Origin of the sequence: Arthrobacter koreensis (genome assembly GCF_009193255.1) — a bacterium.
Lineage (GTDB): Bacteria > Actinomycetota > Actinomycetes > Actinomycetales > Micrococcaceae > Arthrobacter_B > Arthrobacter_B koreensis.
The window spans coordinates 193,752-215,636 of record NZ_WACG01000007.1; the positions used below are offsets into that span (position 1 = coordinate 193,752).

General features: G+C 67.1%; 19 protein-coding genes. 16 read left to right on the forward strand and 3 right to left on the reverse strand.

Features of this window, described 5'->3' with window-relative positions; translation table 11 throughout:
• From pheS to GD628_RS14975, 3 genes are all read left to right on the forward strand, one after another.
• A complete protein-coding gene (gene pheS, locus GD628_RS14965; RefSeq protein ID WP_152275258.1) occupies window positions 1-1,077 on the forward strand; it encodes a phenylalanine--tRNA ligase subunit alpha in 1,077 nt (358 codons plus the stop codon).
• Window positions 1,078-3,621: a phenylalanine--tRNA ligase subunit beta gene (pheT, locus tag GD628_RS14970; RefSeq protein ID WP_152275259.1), complete on the forward strand. Its 2,544-nt coding sequence runs from the start codon at window positions 1,078-1,080 to the stop codon at window positions 3,619-3,621.
• Window positions 3,622-3,694: 73 nt separating this feature from the next.
• A complete protein-coding gene (locus GD628_RS14975; protein ID WP_152275260.1) occupies window positions 3,695-4,315 on the forward strand; it encodes an HAD family hydrolase in 621 nt (206 codons plus the stop codon).
• On the opposite strand, the gene GD628_RS14980 is transcribed toward GD628_RS14975, so the two are convergent.
• Both GD628_RS14980 and GD628_RS14985 read right to left on the reverse strand, forming a co-directional pair.
• Complete coding sequence (locus tag GD628_RS14980; RefSeq protein WP_152275261.1) at window positions 4,312-4,755, reverse strand: hypothetical protein; 444 nt, start codon at window positions 4,753-4,755, stop codon at window positions 4,312-4,314. The two genes, GD628_RS14975 and GD628_RS14980, sit on opposite strands and share 4 nt — an antisense overlap.
• Window positions 4,756-4,960: 205 nt before the next feature.
• Entirely contained in the window at window positions 4,961-5,926 is a 966-nt protein-coding gene (locus GD628_RS14985; RefSeq protein WP_152275262.1) for a quinone oxidoreductase family protein, read from the reverse strand.
• Between the two features lie 151 nt (window positions 5,927-6,077).
• Here GD628_RS14985 and argC point away from each other — a divergent pair, with 151 nt between their 5' ends.
• The 13 genes from argC to tyrS all read left to right on the forward strand — a co-directional run bounded on the left by argC (window position 6,078) and on the right by tyrS (window position 21,386).
• Window positions 6,078-7,109, forward strand: coding sequence for an N-acetyl-gamma-glutamyl-phosphate reductase (gene argC, locus GD628_RS14990; RefSeq protein WP_152275263.1), 1,032 nt, complete (start codon window positions 6,078-6,080; stop codon window positions 7,107-7,109).
• Window positions 7,109-8,278 carry a bifunctional glutamate N-acetyltransferase/amino-acid acetyltransferase ArgJ gene (argJ, locus tag GD628_RS14995; RefSeq protein ID WP_152275264.1) on the forward strand — a complete coding sequence of 390 codons (1,170 nt, stop codon included), beginning with the start codon at window positions 7,109-7,111 and terminating at the stop codon, window positions 8,276-8,278. The genes argC and argJ overlap by 1 nt, the downstream gene beginning before the upstream one ends.
• 14 nt (window positions 8,279-8,292) lie before the next feature.
• Complete coding sequence (gene argB / locus GD628_RS15000) at window positions 8,293-9,216, forward strand: acetylglutamate kinase (protein WP_091606049.1); 924 nt, start codon at window positions 8,293-8,295, stop codon at window positions 9,214-9,216.
• On the forward strand, window positions 9,213-10,460 hold the full coding sequence (locus tag GD628_RS15005; protein WP_091606047.1) for an acetylornithine transaminase: 1,248 nt from the start codon (window positions 9,213-9,215) through the stop codon (window positions 10,458-10,460). The genes argB and GD628_RS15005 overlap by 4 nt, the downstream gene beginning before the upstream one ends.
• The gene (gene argF / locus GD628_RS15010) at window positions 10,457-11,422 is read left to right on the forward strand and encodes an ornithine carbamoyltransferase (RefSeq protein ID WP_152275265.1); all 966 of its coding nucleotides are present in this window, start codon (window positions 10,457-10,459) and stop codon (window positions 11,420-11,422) included. The genes GD628_RS15005 and argF overlap by 4 nt, the downstream gene beginning before the upstream one ends.
• Complete coding sequence (locus tag GD628_RS15015; RefSeq protein WP_091606041.1) at window positions 11,419-11,955, forward strand: arginine repressor; 537 nt, start codon at window positions 11,419-11,421, stop codon at window positions 11,953-11,955. The genes argF and GD628_RS15015 overlap by 4 nt, the downstream gene beginning before the upstream one ends.
• A gap of 96 nt (window positions 11,956-12,051) precedes the next feature.
• Complete coding sequence (locus tag GD628_RS15020) at window positions 12,052-13,260, forward strand: argininosuccinate synthase (RefSeq protein ID WP_152275266.1); 1,209 nt, start codon at window positions 12,052-12,054, stop codon at window positions 13,258-13,260.
• A gap of 3 nt (window positions 13,261-13,263) precedes the next feature.
• Window positions 13,264-14,718: an argininosuccinate lyase gene (gene argH, locus GD628_RS15025; RefSeq protein WP_152275267.1), complete on the forward strand. Its 1,455-nt coding sequence runs from the start codon at window positions 13,264-13,266 to the stop codon at window positions 14,716-14,718.
• 103 nt (window positions 14,719-14,821) lie between these two features.
• The gene (locus GD628_RS15030) at window positions 14,822-15,355 is read left to right on the forward strand and encodes a pyridoxine/pyridoxamine 5'-phosphate oxidase (RefSeq protein ID WP_152275268.1); all 534 of its coding nucleotides are present in this window, start codon (window positions 14,822-14,824) and stop codon (window positions 15,353-15,355) included.
• 104 nt (window positions 15,356-15,459) lie between these two features.
• Window positions 15,460-17,016 carry a DNA-3-methyladenine glycosylase gene (locus GD628_RS16930; RefSeq protein ID WP_152275269.1) on the forward strand — a complete coding sequence of 519 codons (1,557 nt, stop codon included), beginning with the start codon at window positions 15,460-15,462 and terminating at the stop codon, window positions 17,014-17,016.
• An 83-nt stretch (window positions 17,017-17,099) separates the two neighbouring features.
• Window positions 17,100-17,669, forward strand: coding sequence for an adenine phosphoribosyltransferase (locus tag GD628_RS15040; protein WP_091606023.1), 570 nt, complete (start codon window positions 17,100-17,102; stop codon window positions 17,667-17,669).
• A gap of 110 nt (window positions 17,670-17,779) precedes the next feature.
• On the forward strand, window positions 17,780-20,047 hold the full coding sequence (locus GD628_RS15045; protein ID WP_152275270.1) for a UvrD-helicase domain-containing protein: 2,268 nt from the start codon (window positions 17,780-17,782) through the stop codon (window positions 20,045-20,047).
• 13 nt (window positions 20,048-20,060) lie between these two features.
• On the forward strand, window positions 20,061-21,386 hold the full coding sequence (gene tyrS, locus GD628_RS15050; protein ID WP_091606017.1) for a tyrosine--tRNA ligase: 1,326 nt from the start codon (window positions 20,061-20,063) through the stop codon (window positions 21,384-21,386).
• A 316-nt stretch (window positions 21,387-21,702) separates the two neighbouring features.
• On the opposite strand, the gene GD628_RS16780 is transcribed toward tyrS, so the two are convergent.
• Window positions 21,703-21,885, reverse strand: a 183-nt coding sequence (locus GD628_RS16780) for a hypothetical protein (protein WP_226802578.1), incomplete at its 5' end; no start/stop codon positions are given.

A 21,885-nucleotide genomic window follows, 5' to 3' on the forward strand; every position in this document is an offset into this window, starting at 1 on the left:
ATGTCGAACTCCATACCGGGGACGGACTCCCCAGACAACGCGGCGCCCAATCCGCTCGACGAGTCAGCCATCGCGGCTGCCGTTGATTCAGCGCTCGCAGATATCGGTTCCGCAGCGGACCTGGATGCCCTCAAGGACGTCCGCATCGCCGTCACCGGGGAGAAGTCCCCGCTGTCCCTGGCGAACCGCCAGATCGGGTCGCTGCCCAAGGACCAGAAGGCAGCAGCCGGAAAGGTAATCGGCCCGGCCCGCGGACGAATCAACCAAGCGCTCGCGGCCCGCACAGTGGAGCTCGAAGCCGAGCGGGACGCGCGGATCCTCGTCGAGGAAGCCGTGGATGTCACCGCAGCTCCGCGCCGCCGTCGCATTGGCGGACGCCACCCGCTTTCCACCCTGCAGGACCGCGTCAGCGACATCTTCGTGGGTATGGGCTGGGAAATCGCCGAAGGCCCCGAGGTGGAATCCGAATGGTTCAACTTTGACGCGCTGAACTTCAAGCCGGACCACCCCGCCCGCGAAATGCAGGACACCTTCTTCGTGGAGCCTCCCGAAGCGCACCTGGTCATGCGCACCCACACCTCCCCGGTGCAGGTCCGTTCCATGCTCGAGCGCGATCTGCCCATCTACGTGCTCTGCCCGGGCAAGGTGTTCCGCACCGACGAACTCGACGCCACGCACACCCCCGTGTTCCACCAGTTCGAAGGCCTGGCCATCGACAAGGGCCTTACCATGGCAGACCTGGTGGGTACCCTGGAGCACTTCACCCGGGTGCTCTTCGGCGACGAGGCCAAGGTGCGCCTGCGTCCGAACTATTTCCCGTTCACCGAACCCAGCGCCGAGCTGGACATCTGGCACCCCGGTGCCAAGGGCGGCCCGCGCTGGATCGAGTGGGGCGGCTGCGGCATGGTCAACCCCAACGTGCTGCGCGCCGCGGGAATCGACCCCGAGGTCTACTCAGGTTTTGCCTTTGGCATGGGCATTGAACGTGCCCTGATGTTCCGCAACGAAGTATCCGACATGCGGGACATGATCGAAGGCGACGTACGTTTCAGCGAACACTTCGGGATGGAGATCTAAGTGAGAATCCCACTTTCCTGGCTGCGCGAGTATGCCCAGGTTCCGGCGGACGCAACCGCCGAAGACGTCATGGCGGAACTGGTCAAGGTTGGCCTGGAGGAAGAGGACGTCCACCGTCCCACCGACGAACTCTCCGGCCCGATCGTCGTAGGCCAGGTGCTCTCCAAGGAGCCTGAGCCGCAGAAGAACGGCAAGACCATCAACTGGTGCTCCGTACGCGTGGTGCCCGAGGGCACCGAGCAGACGCTCACCGGGGAGGGCATTGATCCCTCCGGCGTGCAGGGCATCGTCTGTGGCGCGCACAACTTCGAGGTGGGGGACAAGGTAGTTGTCACCCTGCCCGGCGCCGTGCTGCCCGGAGACTTCCGGATCAGCCCGCGCAAGACCTACGGCCACGTTTCCGCCGGCATGATCGCCTCCGTGCGTGAACTCGGCATCGGCGAAGACCACGACGGCATCCTGGTGCTCTCCACCCTGGGACTTGATCCCGAGGTTGGCACCGACGCGATGGAACTGCTCGGTCTTTACGACCAGGCCGCCGAAATCAACGTCACCCCGGACCGCGGCTACGTCTTCTCCATCCGCGGCGCTGCCCGCGAATACGCCCACGCAACGGGTACCAAGTTCACCGACCCCGCCGCCACGGTGGAGGTACCGGAGGCCGACGGCGCCGGGTACCCGGTGCGCCTGGCCGACGAAGCCCCGATCTACGGCAAGGCCGGCTGCGACCGTTTCGTCGCCCGCACCGTCCGCGGCGTGGATCCGACCCGCCCGACGCCGCCGTGGATGTCTTCCCGACTGCGCCTGGCCGGCATGCGTTCCATCTCCCTGGTGGTGGACATCTCCAACTACGTGATGCTTGAGCTCGGCCAGCCGCTGCACTTCTATGACCTGGACAAGCTCACCGGTGAAATCGTGGTGCGCCGTGCCAACCCGGGTGAGACGCTAAAGACCCTCGATGACAAGGTCCGCACCCTGGACCCGGAGGACCTGCTGATCACGGACGGTTCCGGTGCAATTGGCATTGCGGGCGTCATGGGCGGAAACGCCACCGAGGTCTCTGACGCCACGCAGAACGTCCTGATTGAGGCAGCCCACTTTGAGGAAGTCTCGATTGGACGCTCCCGCCGCCGCCACAAACTGCCCTCCGAAGCGTCCAAGCGCTTCGAACGCGGCGTTGACTGGTACGTCGCGGACATCGCCGCCCAGCGCGCCGTCGACCTGCTCGTGGAACTGGCCGGCGGCACCGCCGACGAGTCGATTACCGACGCCGGCACCGCGCCGGAAACCCGCAGCATCTTCCTGCCAGCGGACTTCCCGGCCAAGCTGATCGGCCTGGACTTCACCGAAGAGCAGATCACCGGCACCCTCACCGATCTTGGGGCGGACGTTGAAAAAGCCGACGGCGGCTTCCGGGTTGTTCCTCCGAGCTGGCGGACCGACCTTGAAACCCGTGAGGACCTCACCGAGGAAATCATCCGTCTGGTGGGCTACGACAAGATCCCGTCCACTCTTCCCGTTGCTCCTCCCGGGCGCGGGCTAACGCGCGTCCAGCAGCAGCGCCGCCGCCTGCTCCAGTCCCTCGCGGCGTCGGGCATGACCGAAGTGCTGTCCTATCCCTTCGTCACCGAAGCGGACAACAACGCCTTCGGCACCCCGGTTGCCGGCGAGGAGCGCCCCGCGGTCAAGCTGGCCAACCCGCTCTCCGCCGAGTTCGGCTACCTGCGCACCTCCGTGCTGCCGGGCCTGTTCGACGTCGCCAAGCGGAACCTTTCGCGCGGCTTCCGCGACCTGGCACTGTACGAATCTGCGCTGGTCTTCCTCCCGGGTGAGCAGAACGGGACGGAATCGACCCCGCCGCTGGGCGTCAAGCCGTCCGAGGAAGTCCTCGACGGCCTGTACAACGGCATCCCGGACCAGCCGCTGCACATCGGCGTGCTCTTCACCGGGCACGAATCACCCGCCGGTGCCGGCCACACCCCGCGCGCCTGGGACTGGGCCGACGCCGTGGACACCGCGCGGCTCATGGGTGACGTGCTCGGCGTCGAACTGGTCATCAGCCAGGGCGAACACCAGGCGTTCCACCCGGGACGCACCGCCAGGATCTCGCTGCGCAGCGGCGAAACCGTGGGCTACGCCGGCGAACTGCACCCGAAGCTGCTCGCAGCGCGGGACATGCCGGCCCGCACCGTGGCGCTGGAACTCAACGCCGACGCGCTGTTCGACGCCGCGCCGGACGTGATCGTGGCGAGGGAAATCTCCACGTTCCCGGCCACCACGCAGGACGTTGCGCTCATTGTGGCCGCCGAGATCCCGGCCGAGTCCGTGCTGGAAACCCTCCGCGAAGGTGCCGGTGACCTGCTGGAAGACATCGCACTGTTCGACGTGTACACCGGGAAGGGCATCGACGAAGGACAGAAGTCCCTCGCCTTCGCCCTGCGCTTCCGCGCACCGGACCGCACACTGACCGCCGATGAGGCCTCGGAATCCCGGGCCGCCGCCGTCGCGCTGGCTGCCGAGCGTTTCGGTGCCGTTCAGCGGTAGTTTTCCCTGATTGCGTGAAGCCCCGCCGGTACGTTCCGGCGGGGTTTCGCGCATGTTTGTTAGCTTGTGGAGGATGAATACCTTCCCCGCATCCGGCACCTGGTACCTCTTCGACTACGGCAGAGTGATCTCCACCGAGCCCCTCGCTGAAGACTGGGATGCGCTGGGGGAGGCTGCCGGACTGGACCTGCGGTCCCCGTCGAGTTCCTATTGGGCTGCGCGGCTGGAGTACGACGGCGGCGGGCTCAGTCCGGCTGAATACTGGTCTTCCGTGCTTGGCCGGCCCGTCGGTGGTGATGACCTGGACCGGCTGGAAGAGCTGGACGCCCGCCTGTGGTCCCGGCTGAACCCCCGAACCCTGGAAGTCCTTGATTTCCTGGCGGCGCAGGGCGCGCACTTGGCGCTGCTCTCCAACATGCCCGAAGGGATGTCCCACCGGTACGAGTCGGAGGCCTCCTGGCCAGGGTTTTTCGCCGCCCGCTACTTCAGCGGCCGGCTGCGCATGGTCAAGCCGGAGCCGCAGATTTACCGGCATGTCCTGAAAGGCCTCGGTGCAGCCCCCGAAGACGTGGTGTTCATCGATGACAGCCGGGCGAACATCGAAGCGGCCGAGGCACTGGGTATGCGGGTGGTCCTGCTCAGGGAGGACACGGACCTGCGGCAGGAGCTCACCCTGCTTGGGGAGCCGGCCTAGCCGCCCTTGATGCGCGGCCCGTCTTCGTCTCTGCCGCCCGCGCATCCGTTTTGGACTGGATCATTTGGTTTCCGGCTCTCCACCAGGGATGAGGTGCTGGTGCCCACTCCGACGAGCAGGCAGCCGGTGGCTAACCAGCCGTACCCGTGGACAGTGCCGTAGAAGAGGACGGGAACCAGAACTGCTCCGGCCAAGGCAGCAGGTCCCAGGCGCTTGCCCCGGGGTCGAACGGTCCGCACGGTTTCGTGCCGTGCCGCGGACTGTCGGTCCCTGATCACCCGGACGGTCAGGGCGAGTCCGAAGAGAAGCGGCGTGGCCTGAACGAGCTGGGCCCTTGGCGGCAGGCTGATCAAACTGGCGCACAGGACGCCCACGACGACGAGGACGATGCTCGCGGCGTCGAGCAGCTTGACGTTGTCCGGGGCCTTGGGGCTCGTCATGGTGCAGAGTCTGGCACAAAGTCGCTGCGCCGTTGTAAGGGAGCGGTATCAGGCACGGCGTGCGGGGGCCGGAGGGGGCAATTCTGCTGCCGGTTCGGGAAGATCCGACCGGTTCGCACTTTTCCTGCCGCTTGGATCTGGCAGCAAAACCCGGAACCGGCAGCAGAACCCGGAACCGGCAACAGAACCCCAACCCGGGCGAACGCTACGGAACCAGCAGCACCTTGCCGGTCGTCTTGCGGCCTTCCAGGTCTTCGTGCGCGCGGGCAGCTTCGGCAAGGGGATAGGTTGCGCCGATCCGCACGTCCAGGGTCCCGGCCTCCACCATTTCGAACAGTTCGCGGGCACGCCACTGCCGTTCCTCCGCGCTGAGCAGGTAATCCCTTATGGTCGGCCGGGTCAGGTACAGCGAGCCCAGGGCGTTCAGCCGCTGGATGTCGAACGGGGGCACCTGGCCCGACGCACCGCCGAACAGCACCATCATGCCGCGGGGCCGCAGGCTGGAAAGCGAGCCGTCGAACGTGGCCTTCCCGACGCCGTCGAACACCACATCCACGCCGCGGCCGTCCGTCAGCTCCCGCACCCGGTCAGCGAAGCCGTCGTAGCGCAGCACATGGTCCGCGCCGGCTGCGGCCGCCAGTGCTTCCTTCTCATCGGTGGAGACCGTGGTGATCACGGTCGCGCCCTTGGCTTTGAGCAGTTGGGTCAGCAGCAGCCCGACTCCGCCGGCACCGGCATGGGTCAGGACGGTCTCCCCGGACTGAACCGGGTACGTCGAGTTGCAGAGGTAGTGCGCCGTCATGCCCTGCAGCGGCAGGGCAGCAGCCACTTCGCTGCTCACGCCCCGGGGAACGGGGAGAGCCTTGGACGCGTCCAGCAGCATGTACTCCGAGTAGGCTCCGCCGCCTTCCGCGGTTGCTACGCGGTCCCCGTCGCTGAAAGCAGCAACGTCCATGCCTGCCTGGACTACCGTGCCGGCGGCTTCGGAACCGGGAATGAAGGGGTACTTCATCGGATAGACACCGCTGCGCTGGTATGTGTCGATGAAGTTCACGCCCGTGGCCGCCACCTTCACGAGCAACTCGTTCGGGCCGGGAACCGGGAGGTCCACGTCTTCGTAGCGCAGAATTTCAGGTCCGCCCGCTTTCGGGACGACAATGGCCTTATGCATGGAATGCCTCTTCCGATGGATGGGCGGGGTTAACCGGGTACGCGAACCCATCGTAGGACGCCTGTTGCCGGGAGGCACAGCGATTGCCTCACCAAGGACACATTGCATAATTATGAAACCCCATGCATAAAACTGCTGTAGGGTGGTGGGCATGACGATTTCCGTAGCTGTATCAGGTGCCAGCGGTTATGCCGGCGGTGAGGTCCTGCGCCTGCTCGCCGGCCACCCCGGCGTCGAAATTGGTGCCATCACCGCCCACAGCAACGCCGGCTCCCGGCTCGGTGAACTCCAGCCCCACCTGCATGCCTTGGCGGACCGGATCCTGGTGGACACCACTGTGGAGAACCTGTCCGGGCATGACGTGGTTTTCCTGGCGCTGCCGCATGGTGCCAGCGCCGAGATCGCTGCGCAGCTGCCCGAAGACACCCTGGTGATCGACGCCGGTGCCGACCACCGGCTCACGGATCCCGCTGCGTGGGAAAAGTTCTACGGATCCCCGCACGCCGGTTCCTGGCCCTACGGTCTGCCCGAGCTGCCCGGCCACCGCGACATGCTCCGCGGCGCACCCCGGATCGCTGTTCCCGGCTGCTATCCCACGTCCTCGCTGCTGGCGCTAACGCCCGGTTTCGCGGCCGGTGTGCTGGAGCCCGACGACGTCGTCATAGTCGCAGCGTCCGGTACCTCCGGAGCGGGCAAGGCAGCTAAGCCGCACCTCCTCGGCTCCGAAGTCATGGGCGGGATGAGCCCCTACGGTGTGGGCGGCGGCCACCGGCACACCCCGGAAATCGAACAGGGCCTCTCTGCCGCAGCGGGGGAGCAGGTCTCCATTTCCTTCACACCGACGCTGGCTCCCATGGCCCGCGGCATCCTCACCACCGCGACGGCGAAGGTCCGCCCCGGCGTCGACGCCGCCGCCCTGCGCGAGGCCTGGGAAACGGCCTACGCCGATGAACCGTTCGTCCGGGTGCTTCCGGAGGGTCAGTGGCCCGCCACCAAGATGGTGGTCGGCTCCAACTACGCCGCCCTGCAGCTCGCCTACGATCCGCACGCCGGCCGCGTGATTGTCTCCGCCGTGATCGACAACCTCACCAAGGGCACCGCCGGCGGCGCCGTCCAGTCCATGAACATCGCCCTGGGCCTCGAAGAGGGCACCGGGCTCACCCTGCAGGGAGTAGCACCGTAATGAGCACCAACGCAGCAACCGGCATCACCGCACCGGCAGGATTCCGGGCAGCCGGCGTCACCGCAGGCCTGAAGGCCTCTGGGGGACGTGACGTCGCGCTGGTGGTCAACGACGGTCCTGCCAAGGCAGCAGCAGCGGTCTTCACCCGGAACCGCGTCGCCGCAGCACCCGTGCACTGGTCCCGGCAGGCCATCTCCGACGGCCGGGCCGACGCCGTGTTCCTCAACTCCGGCGGCGCCAACGCCTGCACCGGCCCGCAGGGTTTCCAGAACACCCACGCCACCGCGGAGAAGGTCGCTAACCTGCTCGGCGTTTCCGCGAACGACGTCCTGGTCTGCTCCACCGGCCTGATCGGCGAGCAGCTGCCCATGGACAAGATCCTTCCGGGCGCGGAAGCCGCTGCGGCAGCGTTGGACGCCGACGGCTGTGCCCTGGCTGCCGAGGCGATCATGACCACCGACACCGTTTCCAAGCAGGCAGTGTTTACCGGTTCCGGCTACAGCATTGGCGGCATGGCCAAGGGCGCCGGCATGCTGGCTCCGGGCCTGGCTACGATGCTGGTGGTCCTCACCACCGATGCGGACCTCGACGCCGCAGCCCTGGACACGGCACTGCGCGCCGCCACCGCCGTCACCTTCGACCGCACGGATTCGGACGGCTGCATGTCCACCAATGACACCGTAATCCTGATGGCCTCCGGTGCGTCCGGCACCACTCCGGACACGGAAGAGTTCACCCGCGGACTCACCGAGGTGTGCCATTCGCTGGCCCAGCAGCTGATCACCGATGCCGAAGGCGCCAGCCACGACATCGCCATCACCACCGTCAATGCCGCCACGGTGACCGACGCCGAGAACGCCTCCCGCGCCGTCGCCCGCTCCAACCTGTTCAAGACCGCCATCTTCGGCAACGACCCGAACTGGGGCCGGGTGCTCTCCGCCGTCGGCACCACGGACGCCGCCTTCGAACCGGAGAACATCAACGTCACCATCAACGGCGTCCAGGTCTGCCGCGGCGGCGGCATCGGCGATCCGCGCGAAGGCGTGGACCTCACCGGCCGGGCCGTCAGCGTTGAAATCGACCTCGCCGCCGGCACCGAGTCCGCGACCATCTGGACGAACGACCTGACCACGGACTACGTCCACGAAAACTCGGCGTACAGCAGCTAGGCGGGAAGAGAAGCATGAGCACAGCCACCCAGCAGGACCAGGCAGCGGCACAGGACAAGGCCGCCACCCTGATCGAGGCACTGCCCTGGATCCAGCGCTTCGCCGGCAGCACCATCGTGATCAAGTACGGCGGCAACGCCATGATCAACGATGAACTGCGCCAGGCGTTCGCCGAGGACATCGTCTTCCTCCACCACGTAGGCGTCCACCCCGTTGTGGTGCACGGCGGCGGCCCGCAGATCAGCGCGCTGCTGGACCGGCTCGGCATCGAATCCGAGTTCAAGGGCGGGCTGCGCGTCACCACGCCCGAAGCCATGGATGCCGTCCGCATGGTGCTCACCGGACAGGTGGGCCGGGAACTGGTGGGCCTGGTGAACTCCCACGGCCCCTACGCCGTCGGCCTCTCGGGCGAAGACGGCGGACTGCTGCAGGCCGTCCGCACCGGAACCGTCATTGACGGCGAGGAAGTGGACCTGGGCCTCGTCGGCGAAGTGGTGGGCGTGAACCCCGGAGCCATCCTGGACCTCATTGAAGCCGGCCGGATACCGGTCATCTCCACGGTGGCCCCGGAAATCGGCGCCGACGGCAATCCCACCGGCCAGGTGCTCAACGTCAACGCGGACACCGCTGCCGCAGCCCTGGCCGTGGCCCTGGGGGCCTGCCGCCTGGTGGTTCTCACCGACGTCGAGGGTCTCTACGCCAACTGGCCGGACAAGTCCTCACTGATCTCCGCCCTTACCGCCGGGGAGCTCCGGGACATGCTGCCCACCCTTGAATCCGGCATGATCCCCAAGATGGAAGCCTGCCTGGCCGCCGTGGACGGGGGAGTGGACCGGGCCGCCGTCGTCGACGGTCGCATGGCGCACTCGATGCTGCTGGAAGTCTTCACCACCGCCGGCATCGGCACCCAGATCATTCCGGACGGAGCACAAGCATGAGCAACCCCATGACCACCGCGGTTTCCCCGCTGATTGATACTGCCGGTTCCGGCAGCGAATGGCTCGCCCGCTACAGCGACTCACTGATGAACGTGTTCGGCGCTCCGCAGCGCGTCCTGGTGCGCGGCGAGGGCTGCACCGTCTGGGACGCGGACGGAAAAGCCTACCTGGACCTGCTCGGCGGCATCGCGGTCAACGCGCTGGGCCACGCCCACCCGTTTGTCACCTCGGCCATTGCCGGGCAGCTGAACACCCTGGGACACATCTCCAACTTCTTCACCAGCCCCACCCAGGTGGGCCTCGCGGAGAAGCTGCTGCAGCTGGTTCATGCCCCGGCCGGGTCCAAGGCCTTTTTCTCCAACTCAGGCACCGAGGCCATTGAAGCGGCGTTCAAGCTCGCCCGGCGCCACTCCACCGGTGGCCGCACCCGCATCATTGCCATGGACCGCGCATTCCACGGCCGGACCATGGGCGCCCTGGCGCTGACCGCGAAGCCCGCCTACCGGGAGCCGTTCGCGCCGCTGCCCGGCGGCGTCGAGCACATTCCGTACGGTGACGTCGAGGCGCTGCGGGCAGCGGCCGATGCGACGGTTGCTGCCGTCTTCATCGAACCGATTCAGGGGGAAGCCGGCGTGCAGGTGCCGCCGGCCGGGTTCCTGGAGGCCGCCCGCGAGATCACCCGGGACGCCGGTGCGCTGCTGGTGTTCGACGAAGTCCAGACCGGCATCGGCCGCACCGGCCGCTGGTTCGCGTCCGAAGGCGTGCTGCCGGATGCCATGACCCTGGCCAAGGGCCTGGGCAGCGGCTTCCCGATCGGCGGGCTGATCACGTTCGGTCCCGAGGTCTCTGCGCTGCTGGCCCCCGGCCAGCACGGAACCACCTTCGGTGGAAACCCCGTGGCAACCGCTGCCGCACTGGCCACGCTGTCCGTCATCGACGCCGACGGCATCCTCGCCAACGTGCAGGCCACCGGTAACTTCCTGCGCGACGGCCTGCGCGGCGTCGACGGCGTCACCGAAGTCCGCGGCGAAGGCCTGCTGATCGGCATCGACCTCGCGCAGGAGCTCGCTCCGGCCGCCGTCCAGGCAGCCCTGGACGCCGGCTTCATCATCAACGCCACCGGCCCGGCCACCCTGCGCCTGGCACCGCCGCTGATCCTCACCACCGACCAGGCAGCCACCTTCCTGGCCGCGTTCCCCTCCATCCTGCAGGCCGCCGCGGCCACGACGATTGGACAGTCATGACCCGCAACTTCCTCGTTGACACTGACCTGACCCAGGCCGAGCAGGCCGAAGTCCTGGACCTCGCGGACGCGCTGAAGAAGGACCGCTGGAAATACCAGCCCTACGCCGGGGAAGGCTCGGGACGGCAGACCGTCGCCGTCATCTTCGACAAGACCTCCACCCGCACCCGGATCTCCTTCGCGGCCGGCATCTCCGATTTGGGCGGCGTTCCGCTGATCATCGGCGCGGGGGAGTCCCAGCTGGGCCACAAGGAATCAATCTCGGACACCGCCAAGGTCATGGAGCGCATGGTCTCCACCATCGTCTGGCGGACCTACGCCCAGTCCGGGCTGGAGGAAATGGCCGCGAACTCCAGCGTCCCGGTCATCAACGCACTCTCCGACGACTACCACCCCTGCCAGCTCCTGGCAGACCTGATGACCATCCGCGAGCACAAGGGCACCCTGGCCGGCCTCACCCTCACCTACCTGGGCGACTGCGCCAACAACATGGCCAACTCCTACCTGCTGGCCGGCGTCACCGCGGGGATGCACGTGCGCGTCGCCGGACCGGTGGGCTACCTGCCGGACCCGGCGATCGTCGACGCCGCTGCGGCGCGCGCCGAGGAAACCGGCGGATCGGTCATGATCACCACCGACGCCGCCGAGGCCTTGGCCGGCGCCGACGTCGTAGCCACGGATACGTGGGTGTCGATGGGCCAGGAAGACGAAAAGGCCGCCCGGCAGGAACTGTTCCGGGACTACGCCGTGGACAGCGCCGCCATGGCGCAGGCGGCCCAGGACGCCGTCGTACTCCACTGCCTGCCTGCCTACCGCGGCTACGAGATTTCCGCCGACGTGATCGACGGCCCGCAGTCCGTGGTCTGGGATGAGGCAGAAAACCGGCTGCACGCCCAGAAGGCCCTGATGGTCTGGCTGATGGCGCGGTCCGGCCTCACCGGGATCCCGGAGGAAGCGGCATGAGCATGCCCACCACCAAGACGGCCCGGCAGGCACGCATCCGTGCACTGCTGACCGGGCTGTCGGTGCGGTCGCAGGCAGAGCTCGCCGCACTGCTGGCGGACGACGGCGTGCAGGTCAACCAGGCCACGCTTTCCCGCGACCTGGTGGAACTCGGTGCCGTGCGCATGCGCGGCAAGGACGGCGTGCTGGTGTACGCGGTGCCTGCTGAAGGCGGAACCCGCACGCCGCAGTCCGGCATCACCCAGGAAGTGCTCGACGCCCGGCTGGCCCGGCTGTGCGGCGAACTGCTGGTCACCGCCGAAGCGTCCGGGAACATCGTGGTGCTGCGCACCCCTCCCGGTGCCGCGAACTTCCTCGCCCTGGCCATCGACCACTCGGTCATGCCGTCCATCCTGGGCACGGTGGCAGGGGATGACACCGTGCTGCTGGTGACCCGGGAGCCCGACGGCGGCGCGGACCTGGCGGCGCGTTTCCTCTCCATCGCTGACGAGGCAACCGCCAGCGGGCAGGCCCCTGACAATCGCATACTGTAGAAGCTGGTCCCGGGCAGGAAATCCGCGCAGCTTCCCCCTGTTTTCACAACCAACCCGCAGCCTGAGCGCTGCACCAATCGCAAGAGGAGCACATTCGTGAGCGAACGTATTGTTCTGGCCTACTCCGGTGGCCTGGATACGTCAGTGGCAATCGGCTGGATTGCCGAGGCAACCGGCGCCGAGGTCATCGCCGTGGCGGTCGACGTAGGACAGGGCGGAGAGTCCCTCGAGACCATCCGCCAGCGTGCCCTCGACTGCGGCGCCGTGGAAGCCTACGTGGCTGACGCCCGCGACGAATTCGCCGCCGAGTACTGCATGCCGGCGCTGCAGGCCAATGCCCTGTACATGGATTCCTACCCGCTGGTCTCCGCCCTGTCCCGCCCGGTGATCGTCAAGCACCTGGTAGCCGCCGCCCGCCAGTTCGGCGCCACCACCGTCTCGCATGGCTGCACCGGCAAGGGTAACGACCAGGTCCGCTTCGAAGTCGGCATCCAGACCCTGGGCCCGGACCTGAAGTGCATCGCCCCGGTCCGTGACCTGGCCCTGACCCGTGACAAGGCCATTGCCTTCGCCGAGGAGAAGAACCTGCCGATCGTCACCACCAAGAAGAATCCGTTCTCCATCGACGCCAACGTCTGGGGACGCGCCGTGGAAACCGGCTTCCTGGAAGATATCTGGAACGGCCCCACCCCGGACGTGTACGAATACACCTCCGACCCCGCCTCCGGCATCGCCGCTGACGAAGTGGTCATCACCTTCAAGGAAGGTGTTCCGGTGGCAATCGACGGCAAGCCCGTCACCCCGCTGCAGGCCATCGAGGAAATGAACCGCCGCGCCGGCGCCCAGGGCATCGGCCGGATCGACATCGTCGAAGACCGCCTCGTGGGCATCAAGAGCCGCGAGATCTACGAAGCCCCCGGCGCCATGGCCCTGATGGCCGCGCACCGCGAGCTCGAGAACGTCACGGTGGAGCGTGAGCAGGCCCGTTTCAAGAAGACGGTTGGCCAGCGCTGGACCGAACTGGTCTACGACGGCCAGTGGTTCTCCCCGCTGAAGAACTCCCTGGACGCCTTCATCGGTGACACCCAGAAGTACGTCTCCGGCGACATCCGCATGGACCTGCACGCAGGCCGCGCCACCGTCACCGGACGCCGCTCGGAGTCCTCGCTGTACGACTTCAACCTCGCCACCTACGACACCGGTGACACGTTCGACCAGTCGATGGCCCGCGGGTTCATCGAACTGTTCGGCATGTCCTCCAAGGTGGCTTCCGGCCGCGACCAGCGTTTGGCAGAAGGTAAGTAAGCAATGAGTAACGGCAAGCCGTCAATCGAATCCCAGCCTGGAGCCGGCGGCTCCACGGTCCAGGGTGCACTGTGGGGCGGCCGCTTCGCCGGCGGTCCGGCCGACGCACTGGCAGCCCTGAGCAAGTCCACCCACTTCGACTGGCGGCTTGCCGGCTACGACATCGCCGGCTCCCGGGCACACGCCCGGGTGCTGCACAAGGCCGGCCTGCTCTCCGATGAAGAGCTGACCGGCATGCTGGAGGCACTGGACGCGCTCGACGCCGATGTGCGCTCCGGCGCCTACCTCCCGGCGGACTCGGACGAGGACGTGCACGGCTCCCTGGAACGCGGGCTGATCGAACGCGCCGGACCACAGCTGGGCGGCAAGCTCCGCGCCGGCCGGTCCCGCAATGACCAGATCGCCACGCTGGGCCGCATGTACCTGCGCGACCACGCCCGGATCATCGCCGCCGGCGTGCTGGCTACGGTCGATTCCCTGGTGGAACAGGCCGAGAAACACCTCGGCGTGGCCATGCCCGGCCGCACCCACCTGCAGCACGCCCAGCCGGTGCTGCTCAGCCACCACCTCCTGGCCCACGCCTGGGCCCTGCTGCGCGACGTGCAGCGGCTGGCCGACTGGGACAAGCGCGCCGCGGTGTCCCCGTACGGTTCCGGTGCCCTGGCCGGTTCCTCCCTCGGTCTTGACCCCAACGCCGTCGCTGCGGACCTCGGCTTCGACTCCGCGGCCTGGAACTCGATCGACGGCACTGCCTCGCGTGATGTCTACGCCGAGTTCGCCTGGGTCGCCGCCATGATCGGCGTCGACCTGTCCCGGATCAGCGAGGAAATTATCCTCTGGGCCACCAAGGAATTCTCCTTCGTCACGCTCGACGACGCCTTCTCCACCGGATCCTCGATCATGCCGCAGAAGAAGAACCCGGACGTGGCCGAACTGGCGCGCGGCAAGGCCGGCCGCCTCATCGGGGACCTCACCGGACTCCTGGCCACCCTCAAGGGCCTGCCGCTGGCGTACAACCGTGACCTTCAGGAAGACAAGGAACCGGTCTTCGACGCCACGGACACACTGGAGCTTCTGCTCCCTGCCGTGTCCGGCATGATCGCCACCCTGGTCTTCAACACCGAACGCATGGAATCCCTGGCTCCGCAGGGCTTCGCCCTGGCCACGGACATTGCCGAATGGCTGGTCCGCCAGGGTGTGCCGTTCCGTGAGGCGCACGAGCTGTCCGGTGCCGCCGTGAAGCTTGCCGAATCGCGCGGCGTCGAACTCTGGGACCTCACGGATGAGGACTACGCCGGGATCTCGGAGCACCTGACCCCGGCGGTCCGCACCGTCCTTTCCACCGAAGGTTCGCTGGACAGCCGCAGCAGCCAGGGCGGCACCGCACGTTCGGCCGTGGAATCGCAGCTGGCCGAGCTGAAGAAGCAGCTCGACGCCGCCCGCGCCTTCGCTGTGTAACCCCCATCCCCACTCCATCGAGAGGCCAGTTACGGCCGGTTTGAGCCCTCAAACCAGCCGTAGCTGGCCTCTCGCGTGCCGGGAGGCAGCTAGCCTAAGGCCCATGCCTATCTTCGAGCCCGGTCCGAACCTGCGACGCACGCTGCGTGCGCTGCCCGACTTCGCCGATAACCTTCCCGGCTTCGACCCGGAGCAAGCGCCGACGGACCCCGCCGAGCTGTTTCTGGCCTGGCTGGAGGAAGCCCTCGCCGCAGGGGTGGCCCAGCCGCACGCCTTCTCCCTCGCCACAGCCGATGCCGCAGGGAACCTTTCCTCCCGCATGCTGATCCTGAAGGGCCTCGACGCCGACGGATGGCACTTCGCCACCTCGCGTTCCTCCCGCAAGGGCCGCGAACTGGAGCAGAACCCACGCGCGGCGATGAACTTCTACTGGTATGCCCAGGGCCGCCAGGTCCGGGTGACGGGGAACGTCGTGCAGCTCAGTGCCGAGGCCTCCGCCCGGGACTGGAACGAACGCCCCGGCACGGACGGGTCAGAGAACCCGCACTGGCAGCTCTACGCGCTGGTCCCCAGGGAGGTCGAGTTCTGGCAGGCGGATCCGGCCAGGCGGCACATCCGGCACCGCTACGAGCTCTAGACACTGCCGCGCCACCGGGGCAAGGTGTGTGCACCCCCTCCCGCCGGACGTCCGCCGCCGCTAGCCTGAAGTGGTCCGCATCCACCGTCCAGGAAGGCCGGGCCATGGCTGATAGCACATCACCGTCCACCAGCAGGGAATCCCGGCCGGTCCCCGAAGGCAGGATCGAGAGGACAGCCGGCGGATGGGTGCTGGCGTTCGACAAGCAGCTCGATTACCCCGCAGCGCACATCTGGGACGTCCTGACCAACCCGCGGAAGGTCGAGCAGTGGCTGGGGCCCGTCCATCCCGACTGGGAGCTGGGCAAGGAATACACCCTTGAAAAGGGCGGCAGCGGGGTATCCGGCACGGTGCTGCAGCTCAATCCGCGTTCGGCCCTGCAGATCAGCTGGGACGACGAACTCGGTGAGGAATCTGTCCTGGACTGGCAGGTCCTGGAGTCCGACGGCGGGTGCCTCCTGAAGTTCCGGGCCCACTCGGACACCCCGGACTTCCTCGCCGAAGGAAGCGCCGGCTGGCAGGGGATCATGGGCGCTTTCGCCGCCGTCGCCGCCGGGAATCCGCCGCCGGAACAGGAACCGGGCGACTGGCAGGCCCTGCGCGACGCCTACTCCCGTGAGTTCAAGATCAGCCCCACCATGGGCAGGGTGGTGGCGGACCAGGACGGCACCAGCTTCGAGTTCGAACGCTGGTACAACGCCCCCGACCCAGGATGTAGGCGCCGCCGTCGAAGCGTCCAGCGGGAACCTCGGGATCGGCGAGGAAGCGGTCACGGAAGTGCGCGACGACGGCGGGCTGGCCAAGCTGCAGGTCCGCCAGCGGGTGGCGGGCGGCACCACGGAGGACAGCGCAGCGCTGATGGCGGCCTGGCACCTGGCCCTAGACTCGGCGGCGGTCCGCCTCACGGGGGAAACGCCGCATCCCAATTCGCACCGGCTGCGCGCCCTCGAAGCGCTGTACCGCACCGCGATCTGATTTTTTGCCCGGGGCGTCCCGGCCCTTACGGTAAGGGAATGGACGTTTCCGATGCCCGCAGCCTCCTGGCCGTCCCAGCGACCGAAGCAGCTCCCTGGCTTTTGGGGGCAGTCCTGCACCGGGAATCAGGCGAAGGGCCGGTGGCGGTGCGGATCACCGAGGTTGAGGCATACCTAGGGGAAGCCGATCCCGGATCGCACGCCTTCCGCGGACAGTCTGCGCGCAATTCCACCATGTTCGGCCCGGCCGGCCACCTCTACGTCTACTTCACCTACGGCATGCATTACTGCGCCAACGTCGTTTGCGGACAGGCGGGACAGGCGACCGGGCTGCTGCTGCGGGCCGGGGAAATCGTCGAGGGATCGGCGACTGCACGGCACCGGCGAAATGAACCCAGGACGGACCTTGACCTTGCCCGCGGTCCTGCCCGGCTCGCCCAGGCGCTGGGGATCGACCGGGAACTCAACGGAGCCGACGTCTTTACCGGCCCCCTGCGGCTGGAACTGCCGGCTGCACCCGCGGACCCCGCACGGATCTCGCGCGGGCCGCGGGTGGGAGTCAGCGGCGAGGGCGGGGGAGAGGCCTATCCGTGGCGATACTGGCTCACCGGCGAACCGACTGTCTCCAAGTACCGGCCCGCCGTGAAGCGCCGCCGCCCGGCCGGAGCCACCGCACAAAAGGCCTAGGCGCGCGATCGTGTGACCAGCAGCGCAGCCGCGGAACGGCACCGGGCAGGCGAGGCGGGGCCTCCGCCCGGTAAGGTGGATGGGTGAAAGACGAAGCTTCAGCCCCCGTTGCCGGTTCAGCTGCTCCGGCAGAATCCATCCTCGAAACCATTGACCGCCTCTGTGCAGTGGTGCCGAATTACCCGACGCCGGGGGTGACGTTCCGCGACCTGACCCCGGTCTTCGCTGACGGACCGGCGCTGCGCGGCATGGTCGATGCCCTGCTGGCAGAGTTCGAGGGGACCTTCGACTTCGTGGCCGGTGTTGAAGCCCGCGGCTTCCTGCTCGCCGCTGCCGCCGCTTATGCCTCCGGACACGGTGTGATCACCGTCCGTAAGCCCGGCAAGCTGCCGCGCCCTACCTACAGCGAGACGTATTCGATGGAGTACGGAACCAACAGCCTTGAAGTGCACATCGGTGACATTCCGCACGGCTCCCGCGTCCTGGTGCTGGACGATGTCCTGGCAACCGGCGGCACCCTGGGCGCTACCGCCCGGCTGATCGAACGTGCCGGCTCCAGCGTTGCCGGCATCGGCGTCGTTCTTGAACTCGACGGACTTGGCGGCCGGGAAAACCTCGCCGGCTACAAGGTCCATTCGCTGCGCACGTACTAGCCTTTTGCGCCCGGGCGGCGTGCCAATAAGCCGGACTCTGGACAGGGCATACAAAATGTGCCGACGCGGGGTAAACTTGACGGTCTGCCTTTGCGAGAGGGAACGCGAACATGCCTGAAGAGTCTTCGGCCCACACGGAGCTGGAAAACGAGCGCCAGTACGTAGCTGGCCTGTACCACCGGCTTGATGAGCTGCGCGATGAAAAACGTGAGCAGCTGGCCCAGGTGCGCCGCAGCCACTCCGCGGGGTCGCACCAGAACCGTTCCGAACGCGACGCGTTCGCAACCATGTATGAAGACCGCCTCGCGCAGCTCATGGCCGTCGATGACCGCCTGGTCTTTGGCAGGCTGGACCTCGACGACGGCGAGACCCGCTACATCGGGCGCATCGGCCTCTCCACTGCGGACCTGCAGCGGCTCATGGTGGACTGGCGTGCACCGGAAGCGGGCACCTTCTACCAGGCAACGGCCTTCGAGCGGCAGGGCGTGCGCCGCCGCCGTCACCTGATGCTCAAGGGCCGCGAGGTCCAGGGGCTCGAAGACGACGTGCTGGACTACTCCATGCTCGAAGAAGGCCAGGACCTGCAGGGTGAAGGTGCCCTGCTGGCCGCGCTGAACTCGAAGCGCACCGGACAGATGTCGGACATCGTCGGTACCATCCAGGCCGAACAGGACCGGATCATCCGCGCGCCGCTGCCCGGAACCCTGGTAGTCCAGGGCGGGCCGGGCACCGGCAAGACCGCCGTCGCGCTGCACCGCGCCGCGTACCTGCTTTACACCCACCGCGAACGGCTGAAGTCCGCCGGCGTGCTGCTGGTGGGACCGTCCAACGCCTTCATCCGCTACATCGAACGCGTGCTTCCCTCCCTGGGCGAGACCGGCGTCGTCATGTCGAGCCTTGGCCAGCTGATGCCGGGCATCGCGGCCACCGCTGAAGAGTCTGCCGAAGCGGCGGAGATCAAGGGACGGCTGTCCATGGCCGACGTCGTTGCCCGCGCCGTCGCGAACCGGCAGCGCAACTTCACCGAGCCGCGCCGCCTGAACATCGAAGGCACATGGGTCACCCTGACACCCAAGCAGGTCTCCCGCGCAAGGGACCGTGCCCGTGCCACGGGCAAGCCGCACAATGAGGCACGCGTGACGTTCGTGAAGATCCTGCTGCGCGAACTTACCGACCAGATGACCGAAATCCTGGAAGAGTCGGCCGGCGCCGGCAACAGCACGGACCGCGCGTACCTGGCCGAGGACGTGCGCAGCTCGCGCGACGTGCGGGTGGCCCTGAACCTGTGCTGGATGCCGCTGACGCCGGAGAAGCTCATCAGCGAGCTCTTCAGCAAACCGGGCCAGCTGGAAGCTGCCGCACCGGAACTGACCGATGCGGAGCGTGAGGCGCTGCGTCGCAGCCCGGACGCGCCGTGGACCGAAGCCGACGTTCCGCTGCTCGACGAAGCCGCAGAACTGCTCGGTGAACTGGACGCCTCCGCCGGCCGGGACAGCGCAGCACTGGAAGAAGCCCGCAAGCGGGACCTCGCGAACGCCGAACGGGCCATCGAGAACACTGAAGGCTTCCTGGAAGACTCGGGCGCCCACGGCATCCTCTCCGCGGAGGACCTGGCCAACCACAACATGGCCACCGAGCAGCGGCTCACCGCCGCGGACCGCGCCGCCGTGGACCGCACCTGGGCCTTCGGTCATGTGGTGGTGGACGAGGCGCAGGAACTCTCCGCCATGCAGTGGCGCCTGCTGATGCGCCGCTGCCCGCTGAAGTCCTTCACCGTGGTTGGCGACATAGCCCAGACCTCCTCGGCGGCCGGAGCCACGTCCTGGCAGCAGGCGCTGGATCCGTTCGTGGGGGAGCGGTGGACGCTGGAGGAGCTGACGGTCAATTACCGCACGCCCGCCCAGATCGCCGAGGCCGCGGTCCGCATGGCCAATGCCGCCGGCCTGGTGGTCTCCGCCCCCAAGGCCGTCCGTGAAGGCCTGTGGGCGCCCTTCCTGGACGAGGTGCCGCAGGGAGGCCTGCTGCCGCGGCTGCTCGAGACGCTGCCGGAGGACCTCGCCGCGATCGAGGGCGGCCTGCTGGCCGTCATCACCGAGGACCACCGGCTGGAGCAGGTCCGCGAGGAGGTAACTGCCGTGTACGGGAACCGGGTCGGTACCGGTGCCGGCGGCCTGAGCCAGGACATCGTGGTGATTTCGCCGCGGGAGGCCAAGGGCCTGGAGTTCGACGCCGTCGTCATCCTTGAACCGTCCGAACTGCTCACCGCAGCTGCCGGCAAGGTAGGCGATCTGTACGTTGCCATGACCCGTCCCACGCAGCGCCTTCGACTTATTGCGGAGCACGGCATCCCGGCGGGCATCGACGGCAGCGAATCCTGATAATTTAGAAGGCGTGCCACAGAATACCCAGACCTCCGAGGGCCTTGCTGCCCAGCAGAACGATCCGAGCTTTGCCAATATCTGGCAGGAACTGAAATGGCGTGGGCTGATCAAGCTCTCCACCGATGAGGCGGAACTTGAAAAGCTGCTCGCCGGGGATCCGGTCACGTATTACTGCGGCTTCGACCCCACCGCGCCCAGCCTCCACCTTGGCAACCTCGTCCAGCTGCTGACCATGAGACGCCTCCAGCTGGCCGGCCACCGGCCCCTGGCCCTGGTGGGCGGCTCCACCGGCCTGGTCGGCGATCCGCGCCCGACGGCGGAACGCACCATGAACACCAAGGAGACGGTGAATGAGTGGGTTGGCTACCTGCAGGGACAGGTGCAGCGTTTCCTGAGCTTTGAGGGTGAAAACTCCGCCCGCATGGTGAACAACCTGGACTGGACGGCGCCGATGAGCGCCATCGACTTCCTCCGCGACATCGGTAAGCACTTCCGGGTGGGCACCATGATCAAGAAGGAAATTGTTGCCTCCCGCCTGAACTCAGACGACGGTATTTCCTACGCCGAGTTCAGTTACCAGGTGCTGCAGGGCATGGATTACCTCCAGCTCTTCCGCGACTACAACTGCGTCCTTGAAACCGGCGGTTCGGACCAGTGGGGCAACCTGACCTCCGGCACCGAACTGGTGCGCAAGGTGGAAGGCGCCACGGTCCACGCGCTGGGCACCCCGCTGATCACCAACTCCGACGGCACCAAGTTCGGCAAGAGCGAAGGCAACGCCGTGTGGCTGGACGGGTCCATGACCAGCCCCTACGCCATGTTCCAGTTCTGGCTGAACACCGCCGACGCCGACGTCATCGACCGGATGAAGGTCTTCACCTTCCGCACGAAGGCAGAGATTGAAGAACTTGAGCGCTCGGTGAAGGAAGCCCCGCACAAGCGGGAGGCGCAGCGCGCCCTTGCGTACGACGTGACCTCCCTGGTGCACGGCGTCGACGCGACTGAGAAGGTCATCGCTGCCTCGGCAGCACTGTTCGGTCAGGGATCGCTCGAAGAACTGGATGAAGCGACCCTCACCGCCGCCACCGCTGAACTGCCGCGGGCCGAGGTGGCTTCGGACGGCCTGGGCGTTATCGACCTGCTGGTGGCCACCGGACTCTCGAAGACCAACTCGGAGGCACGGCGGACCATCACCGAAGGCGGTGCCTACGTGAACAACCGCAAGGTCACCGGAATCGATGAAGTTGTTACTGCGTCCGAACTACTGCACGGCAAGTACCTTCTGCTGCGGCGCGGCAAGCGGAACCTCGCCACTGCGGTGGTTGCAGGAGAGTAGAACGTCGATGGACGAGGCCGGTTCCCAGCGGGAGCCGGCCTCGTCCCGTTTGGGAACCCCGCCTCTTTTTGTGCGGAGCCGGGTCCCGGCCTTCCTGTGCGGAGCGGGGGAGGGGAGCCGGGCGGGAGACGGGGCAGTGGACAGCGTCACAGGAGGCTGGCTTGCACGGGTGCCGGGCGGTGTGTAAAGTAATTGGAGTCGCCGCGGTTGGGGCGCCGGAAGCTAGCCTTCCGGAGATCCCGGACGGTGGCTAATCCACACAAAACAAAAGCTGGTTCACGGCTCTGCTGTGAAGAAGCTTCTTTTTCGTGTGGCATTATCTTATTGTTTCGAGCTCTTTCGGTAAATACGCCGAATTGCGGAAAATAAGATGATGGAATATGCTGGTAAAACACACAGCGGTGCGAAAAGAAAACAAATATTCTCCTTGAGGGAATGGTTTTCCGAGTAGACCGGATGTGCCTGTTGTTTGAGAACTCAATAGTGTGCCAAGTTTATT

Excerpts from the sequence above, each read along its gene's own strand:
- argC (WP_152275263.1), top strand. The coding sequence starts at position 6,078 with ATGACGATTTCCGTAGCTGTATCAGGTGCCAGCGGTTATGCCGGCGGT.
- GD628_RS15045 (WP_152275270.1), top strand. The coding sequence starts at position 17,780 with ATGCCTGAAGAGTCTTCGGCCCACACGGAGCTGGAAAACGAGCGCCAG.
- pheS (WP_152275258.1), top strand. The coding sequence starts at position 1 with ATGTCGAACTCCATACCGGGGACGGACTCCCCAGACAACGCGGCGCCC.
- GD628_RS14980 (WP_152275261.1), bottom strand. The coding sequence starts at position 4,755 with ATGACGAGCCCCAAGGCCCCGGACAACGTCAAGCTGCTCGACGCCGCG.
- argB (WP_091606049.1), top strand. The coding sequence starts at position 8,293 with ATGAGCACAGCCACCCAGCAGGACCAGGCAGCGGCACAGGACAAGGCC.
- argH (WP_152275267.1), top strand. The coding sequence starts at position 13,264 with ATGAGTAACGGCAAGCCGTCAATCGAATCCCAGCCTGGAGCCGGCGGC.
- GD628_RS16930 (WP_152275269.1), top strand. The coding sequence starts at position 15,460 with ATGGCTGATAGCACATCACCGTCCACCAGCAGGGAATCCCGGCCGGTC.
- GD628_RS14985 (WP_152275262.1), bottom strand. The coding sequence starts at position 5,926 with ATGCATAAGGCCATTGTCGTCCCGAAAGCGGGCGGACCTGAAATTCTG.
- GD628_RS15030 (WP_152275268.1), top strand. The coding sequence starts at position 14,822 with ATGCCTATCTTCGAGCCCGGTCCGAACCTGCGACGCACGCTGCGTGCG.
- argF (WP_152275265.1), top strand. The coding sequence starts at position 10,457 with ATGACCCGCAACTTCCTCGTTGACACTGACCTGACCCAGGCCGAGCAG.
- GD628_RS14975 (WP_152275260.1), top strand. The coding sequence starts at position 3,695 with ATGAATACCTTCCCCGCATCCGGCACCTGGTACCTCTTCGACTACGGC.
- GD628_RS15005 (WP_091606047.1), top strand. The coding sequence starts at position 9,213 with ATGAGCAACCCCATGACCACCGCGGTTTCCCCGCTGATTGATACTGCC.
- GD628_RS15015 (WP_091606041.1), top strand. The coding sequence starts at position 11,419 with ATGAGCATGCCCACCACCAAGACGGCCCGGCAGGCACGCATCCGTGCA.
- argJ (WP_152275264.1), top strand. The coding sequence starts at position 7,109 with ATGAGCACCAACGCAGCAACCGGCATCACCGCACCGGCAGGATTCCGG.